The 6,368-nt window shown below is 62.4% G+C and carries 8 protein-coding genes; 1 reads left to right on the plus strand and 7 read right to left on the minus strand.

The window, feature by feature from the left end:
- Positions 1 to 18: 18 nt before the first annotated feature.
- The gene (locus K344_RS0108800; RefSeq protein ID WP_028080358.1) at positions 19 to 1,029 is read right to left on the minus strand and encodes a DUF5924 family protein; all 1,011 of its coding nucleotides are present in this window, start codon (positions 1,027 to 1,029) and stop codon (positions 19 to 21) included.
- The gene (locus K344_RS0108805) at positions 1,026 to 2,006 is read right to left on the minus strand and encodes a helix-turn-helix transcriptional regulator (RefSeq protein ID WP_028080359.1); all 981 of its coding nucleotides are present in this window, start codon (positions 2,004 to 2,006) and stop codon (positions 1,026 to 1,028) included. Before K344_RS0108805 ends, K344_RS0108800 begins: the two co-directional genes overlap by 4 nt.
- A gap of 158 nt (positions 2,007 to 2,164) precedes the next feature.
- Between K344_RS0108805 and K344_RS0108810 the strand changes: the two genes are divergently transcribed.
- Entirely contained in the window at positions 2,165 to 2,641 is a 477-nt protein-coding gene (locus K344_RS0108810; RefSeq protein ID WP_028080360.1) for an Mpo1 family 2-hydroxy fatty acid dioxygenase, read from the plus strand.
- A gap of 105 nt (positions 2,642 to 2,746) precedes the next feature.
- Here K344_RS0108810 and K344_RS24425 read toward each other — a convergent pair whose 3' ends face one another.
- The 5 genes from K344_RS24425 to K344_RS23985 all read right to left on the minus strand — a co-directional run bounded on the left by K344_RS24425 (position 2,747) and on the right by K344_RS23985 (position 5,963).
- On the minus strand, positions 2,747 to 3,421 hold the full coding sequence (locus tag K344_RS24425; RefSeq protein WP_211234502.1) for a hypothetical protein: 675 nt from the start codon (positions 3,419 to 3,421) through the stop codon (positions 2,747 to 2,749).
- A 97-nt stretch (positions 3,422 to 3,518) separates the two neighbouring features.
- Positions 3,519 to 3,911, minus strand: a complete 393-nt coding sequence (locus tag K344_RS23970) for a hypothetical protein (protein WP_157622844.1) — start codon at positions 3,909 to 3,911, stop codon at positions 3,519 to 3,521.
- Between the two features lie 418 nt (positions 3,912 to 4,329).
- The gene (locus tag K344_RS23975) at positions 4,330 to 4,647 is read right to left on the minus strand and encodes a hypothetical protein (protein ID WP_157622845.1); all 318 of its coding nucleotides are present in this window, start codon (positions 4,645 to 4,647) and stop codon (positions 4,330 to 4,332) included.
- Positions 4,648 to 4,743: 96 nt separating this feature from the next.
- Positions 4,744 to 5,505: a hypothetical protein gene (locus tag K344_RS23980; protein WP_157622846.1), complete on the minus strand. Its 762-nt coding sequence runs from the start codon at positions 5,503 to 5,505 to the stop codon at positions 4,744 to 4,746.
- Positions 5,502 to 5,963, minus strand: coding sequence for a hypothetical protein (locus K344_RS23985; RefSeq protein WP_157622847.1), 462 nt, complete (start codon positions 5,961 to 5,963; stop codon positions 5,502 to 5,504). The genes K344_RS23980 and K344_RS23985 overlap by 4 nt, the downstream gene beginning before the upstream one ends.
- Between the last annotated feature and the right edge of the window lie 405 nt (positions 5,964 to 6,368).

Consider the following 6,368-nt stretch of genomic DNA (forward strand, 5'->3'; position numbering starts at 1 on the left):
GCGGGTGCGCGGTAGCCGCTATTCGACGGTGAAGCGCACGATGCCGATCAGCTGATCGCTCTGCGTCAGCATGCGCACCTGCCAGTGGCCGCGCGGGTCTTCGCCGAAAGCGGTCTTGTGCGTCCAGGTGCGGTAGCCGGCCTCGCGGCTGCCGCTGATCGTGATCGGTATGCGTTCGACGACGCGGCCGTCGTGCCGCCATTCGTGGACGACCTGCTCGGAGAGGCCGCGCGGCGCGTGGATCGGCGTCCAGGCATACAGACCGTTGGCGGCGAGATCGGCGGCGCTGATGGTTTCGACGCTCGGCCCGGAGCGACGCGCCTCCGTATCGACGCTCCGGGCGGCGTGCGCGTCGTGGACGCGCAGCGTCGCCGGTGGAATCGCGAAACGCAGCAGGCTCAGCGCGCCGGCGAGCAGGGCGGCGGCGAGCAGCGCGCCGGGCCAGCGCAACCAGCGCGAGCCGGGCAGGGCGGCGGCGAAAGCCGGCACTGACACCGCGGCACCGGCGCCGATCGCCAGCCACAGGCTGGTGGCCGTGGTGATCTGCCAGAGCATCGGCGCCGCGGCGAGCACGGTCGTGAACGCCGCCGCGGCATGGAAGCTCCACAGCAGGCTGCGCCGCGCCACGACGCGGTCGAAGTACAAGGGATCGATCATCGACACCAGTGCGAACACGCTGACCAGCGCGACGAACAGCACCTGCGCGCTGCGCCACGTCGTCGCCGCCAGGAAGAACGGCAGCGTGAAGAAGAACGACTCCTGATGCAGGCCCTGCAGCAGATAGCGCACCAGCAGCGGCGAATGGCGCAGCCAGCGGCTGCGCTCGGCGAGGCGCAGCCAGTACGGTTCGAGCACGGCGATCAGCCAGGTCAGCGGCAGCAGCACGACCAGGGTCTGCGCGACTTTCTCCTGCCGCTGCACCAGCACGAGGCTGGCGACGCCGAGCAGGAAGCTGCCGAGCGCGACGAGATGCTTGTAACGCCCCCACAGCGCGAGCAAACGCGCCTGGCTGAAAGCCGTCCCGATCATGGCCCGGCTTGCGGATGGACGAGGTTGGCCAGTTCCGTGCGGCTGTAGACGCCGAGCTTGCGATACACGCGGTACAGATGATTGGCGACCGTCGACGGCGCCACGCCGATCTTCTTCGCCGCCTGCTTGAACGACAGCCCTTGCGCCACGCAGTGCACGATCTCGCGCTCGCGTGCGGTCAGGCGGTCGAGCGGACCGGCGGGCCAGATGATGATGAGGAACAGATCGCTGAGCCGTTCGCAGCGCACCATCAGATCCAGATGCGCGACCGTTTCGCCGGGCGCCGGCATCGGGAACGGCAGGCGCTGCGCCTCGCGCTTCGGCAGGCGGTCGTCGAGCAGATCGAGGAAGCGCGGCTGCGCCTCGTGGAACGTGCCGGTGGCATCGACCACCGCGCCCGCCGAGTCGGCCGGCCGGTCGGCATAGGTGCGCGCCAGATGCAGGAAGAAGGAATGCGAGGCGGCGTTGAACAGATGATAGATCGCGCGCTTCTGACGCAGCTTGTCCTGCTCGCTGAACGGCGCGGCGCGATCCTTGCGGTACAAGGTCAGCAGCGAGTAGAGGCCGCTGCGCCGATCGAGATGGCCGGTCGACAGGATGCGGTGGATGCCATACGGCGCGAAGGTGCTGCGATACAGCTCGGACGAAAAGAATTCGGCGTCCGGGAACACCTGCTGCATGTCGACCGGCGTGTCGAGGTTCTGCAGCAGCGCCGGGATGATCGGATTGATCGCGGTCGTCGTCACCAGCTGCTGCGGGAATTCCGGCGGCAGGCCGTGCACGGTCACCGAATGGAAACGCAGCTGCGAGGCCGTGCCGGTGCCCCACAGCGCGCCGTCGCAGGGCACGACACGCGCCAGCTGGGCGAGCGCCCATTCGCGGAACTGGCCGGCGGGAATCTGCAGGCCGGAGCGGTACAGGCGTGCGATCAGGCGATCGACCGGATCGATCGCTTCGGCGGGGGAAGACGTCAACATGCCGGTTCTACCAGTCGGCTCCTTTGGCGACGGGCGCTTTCGACGATGGGCGGCCCGGCGGTGGGCCCCCCGAGCCCCTACATATTTACTATCGGGCTGCGCGATGGCTGTCCACATACTAGCAGCATGAGCGCGGAGTGCCGCACGGAGGCTGCCCCATGAGAACCCTCGAACAATGGCTGGACGAATACAGTGCCAGTCATCGAAATCCCACGAACAAGCTGATCCACTGGATCTGCGTGCCGCTGATCGCCTTCTCGATCGCCTGTGCCCTGAAGGTGATTCCCGTCGGCCATGGCAACCTCAATGCGACGACCGTGATCGGCGGACTCGTGCTGCTCTACTACTTCCGCCTCTCCTGGCGCCTTGCGCTCGGCATGACGGCGGTCTTCGCGCTGGCGTACTGGCTGGTGCTGGCCTGCGAAGCCGCGTTCCCGGGGCTTGGCCTGCTGTGGCTCGCCGTCGCGATCTTCGTCGGCGCCTGGATCGGCCAGTTCTACGGCCACCACGTCGAGAAAGCCCGTCCTTCCTTCTTCAAGGACCTGCAGTTCCTGCTCATCGGCCCGCTCTGGCTGCTCGACGCCGCCTACCGGCGCTGGTCGATCCCGACAGGGCGGGGCGCGACAGCGCACTGAAGTCCGGTCGCAAGCCAAAGCGGCGTCGGTCGGGTCACACCAAAGCCGTTTGCGGGAGCGAAGCGAAGGCAGAACGACCGGCCAGGCACAGCTTAACGCTCGCGCTCACCCGCGGCCACGCCGGAGGGCCAAAGGCCCGGGGGCGTGGACGTCGGTTGCAGCGTGTTGTTCGGCGGCATGGAACCTCACCTTCCGCGCCTTCAACCAATATTCGATCTGCCACTGCTCGTAGCCGAGTAGCTCGCCTTCCCGGCGTTCAAATTCATCGTTCCACCCACATTTCTCGCCGTCATCCCACATCTTGAGATAGGCGTCGATCCGCCATCCTTCCGCTGGTAGCGCGTAAAGCAACCGTCTCACGCCTGCCAGAACCTGCACCCGTTGGACAAGACGGCCGCGCTCTACCCACGGCGTGAAAACGTCTTCGGGAAAGATCCATGGATCGCTCTCGACGTCCTGTCCGAAGAAGACGGCAAGTGGCTTTTTCCCTTTCAGCATTAATCTTAGTTCGCGTCCGGTATGAAGCTCATATGGGAGATCGTCCAGCCAGCTCGCCCCGCGGAGTACGCCCGCGATGTCGGGCTTCTCAATGTCGATGCCCATCGCCGCTCGTAGCCACGCCAACTCCTCGCTCTCCAGCGGTATGAATTCGCGCTGCGGTCTCGGCACATCGAACCGCGCTGCCAGTTCGTCTGCGCAAGCGCTCGGAATGCTCAGCGAGACGTCGATGCTTCGCGTACTCAAATCAACCAGATCCAACATGATGCCGCTCGATGCCACGGCTACTCCTTCAAGGCCGCCCAACGCCGAGCATCAGCCGCGTAGCTGCCGCAGCGAAGCGAAGGCAGGTACGTCGGTTGGAAGCGATGGTTGGGGCTTACTGGACACGACCGCCGAAACGTTCCTTGAAGCCCGCGCGCGCCTCGCCAGTGAATACCGAAAGATGGTCCTCCTCTACACGCTGTACGCCTAGCCCAAGGCGCGCCGCCTCCTCGCTCAGAAGGCCGGCGGGCTGCTTAATTGGGATAAGAAGTTTCTTTGGAGGATTGGGCGCCTGAGACAGGCCCGCCTGTAGAAGGCGCCTCGCCGAAGTTTTTGAAAGTTCCTTGGAGCGAACTGGAACAAACTCTGAGCCCAAGATGTAGCAGCTTGCGGCATCCATGAGCGCAACGACGTTGAAGTCGCCATCGGCCTCCGTTTGTAGCGGAGCATCGTTTAACTTGAACACGATCCAAGCTTCATTGATTTGGAACTGATTTGGATGGAGCACTGAAAGACCTCCTTAGTATGAGCCCCAACGCCTAGCTTCAGCCGCGGATTTTCCGTAGCGAAGCGGAGGAAAATACGTCGGCTGGAAGCTATTGTTGGGCCGCACTCCGCTCATGTGGCCGCCCGAAGAATGAGGGATGTTGCAAGCAACATGAAACCCACCGCACCTATGAGTTTTGACCATGGTGGCAGTGCTCTGACCTCAGCGGCTGGAAACGGGAAGGGCCGAAACAGAAGCTGAGGATGGCCGATGAACACGAGTGCCCCGCATATGGTGGCCAGCGCCCACGCAAGCCCGGACCAAGAACGTGATTGCAATGATGCAACCGACTGGATGACGGAGCCCAGCGCAACGAGAACAAATAGCGACCGAATAAGCCAAGGTTTAGCCTGCGCTTTCATGCGGCCCAACGCCGCGGTTAACCCGCGGACCGGCCGGAGGCCAGTACGTCGGGTTGAACCGCCTGTTGGGGAGCTTTGGCAAACCAAACTTCAAGAAACTTCTTCTCGCTGCCCTTGAACCATAACCAAAGGCCCGCCCACATACTTCCAACCCAAGCCGACAGCAGGACAAAAAGCGCCCAGTCTTTTGGTGTTTTGCCTACATGGCCGTCATTCATTACGAGCACAATCTTTTTGAACGGCTCTGTAAGAGCTGCTGCCATGAAGAATAGGAGGCCGGCTGCGAGCATCAAGCTGACGAAATGCTTGACGAGCTGAAAACGTCTTCCTCTCATACAGTCCTCGCTTTTGCTCCCCAACGCTGAGGTTCAGCCGCGGCCGAGCCGGAGGGCCGAAGGCCCGGAGGCGAGGCCGTCGGCTGCAACCTCTTGTTAGACGCCCTCGCGCTCTGTGATGATCTTTGCAAGTGCCTTTGCTCCTGGGGGCAGCACGCGCACGGACTTCTCATCCGAAGAAAGTTCGATCAGACGTTCCTTGTGCATCTTCCGCAGTAGCCGCAGGAAATATCCTCTGTTCTCGTATTCAGTCCAACTAAGCAGATCACTTACCTGTACGCCGACTGCGCTGGTTGCGGCGAGAATCAGCACCTGATCCTTTAAGGGAAGACCAACGTGAAGAATCCTCTTTACGTTTCCGTCATCCCATACGAGAGGGATACGTAGTTCTGCGAGCGCGTTTACCGTGGCCTGTGCCGCACCGATGGGCACGTTGTGGAAGACGCGAATGAGCTCCGAAAGAATCCACGTCGCCAGATTAACTACCGCGGCCGCATCCATGGGATTGGAATCTACGTCACCGCCTACATGCCCCACGCCTCGGTTGTTCCTTATCTCGTATAAACCCGGAAGAAGACGCGGTATTAGGATTTGAAAGCTTCTGGGGACATGGCCGTTCGATTCCAGTGCACGGCAAGCGGCCAGAAAGTTTGGTGGTTTAAACGGGGACGGCGGGTATGCGTTGGACGCATGACCATGCAAGATGGAATACACGATCTCGCAGAAGCGTCCCCCACTAAGCTCGGCGGGATTCCAGCGACGCTCCAGAAAATTCTGCAGGATGCTCCTGTACTCTTCCAGAAGAGGATCTCGGAGCCCCGCCGGAAGCGAGCCGAAAAGCGAGCCAGCCGGAATCATGCGTGGCCGAGCTTCTTTAAGCCCTCAGGTGAGATGTAGAACCCGCCGTCAGCCTTCTCGCAAAGTCCCTTGCTGACGTTCTTGTTGAGACAGTCCGCGGGATTCGCAAGCCGCTTCTGGTGGTTGTCGGTGAGAGCCTTGCTCACTGCCGCAGTCGTGAGTTTGTTGACGCCGCGTCGGCGAAGCCAGTCAGCGGTGATGAGGAATCGATCAACCTGATTGCTTTCGCCCCCTTTCTCCTTGATATAGCTAGAGAGGCTAGTAGTGAAAGTGGCATCCGCGGCGGCACCAGCGCCCGGTGCGGCCGCAGGCGTAGGAGGCGTGACGGGAGCCTGCGCGCCCAGAACGGCGGGAGCCGCCGACAAAACCTTTTCGAGTTGTTCTGCCAGCCAAGTCTGGTCGCCCTCCCCACTGAAGGAAACAGGGCCAAGGTTCACTTCGATTTTGGTGCCGGACATCTGCCACTCCTATCTAGCTGTAGCTAGTGTATAGGATAGCTGGAGCTAGCCACCAGTCAAGTCGGGCGTCTAACGCCAGCTTAAGCCGCGGCCACGCCGCCGAGCGAGCTTTCCGGAAGAGCAAAAGGCGGAAGGCGTGGACGTCGGCTTGAAGCGACAGTTATGGCCCAACCCAAGCGCTGCTACGCGGCGCGACCACGACAGCAGGAACGAACTCGCAGGACCAAACCAGCTGGCCGAGTGGAACAGCACCGCCCGAGACGCAGCTGAACTCGACGAACCCAGCGACGAACTCAGGCCGCTCTCAAAGCCGAACTGCAACCCGGCTCGCTGCAAGCCTGAAAGAAGCACGATGTTTCCGAGGTTGACCACGCTATGCCTTGGGCCTTTCACGGCTATAACGCC

This window comes from Solimonas soli DSM 21787 (assembly GCF_000474945.1).
Classification (GTDB): domain Bacteria; phylum Pseudomonadota; class Gammaproteobacteria; order Nevskiales; family Nevskiaceae; genus Solimonas; species Solimonas soli.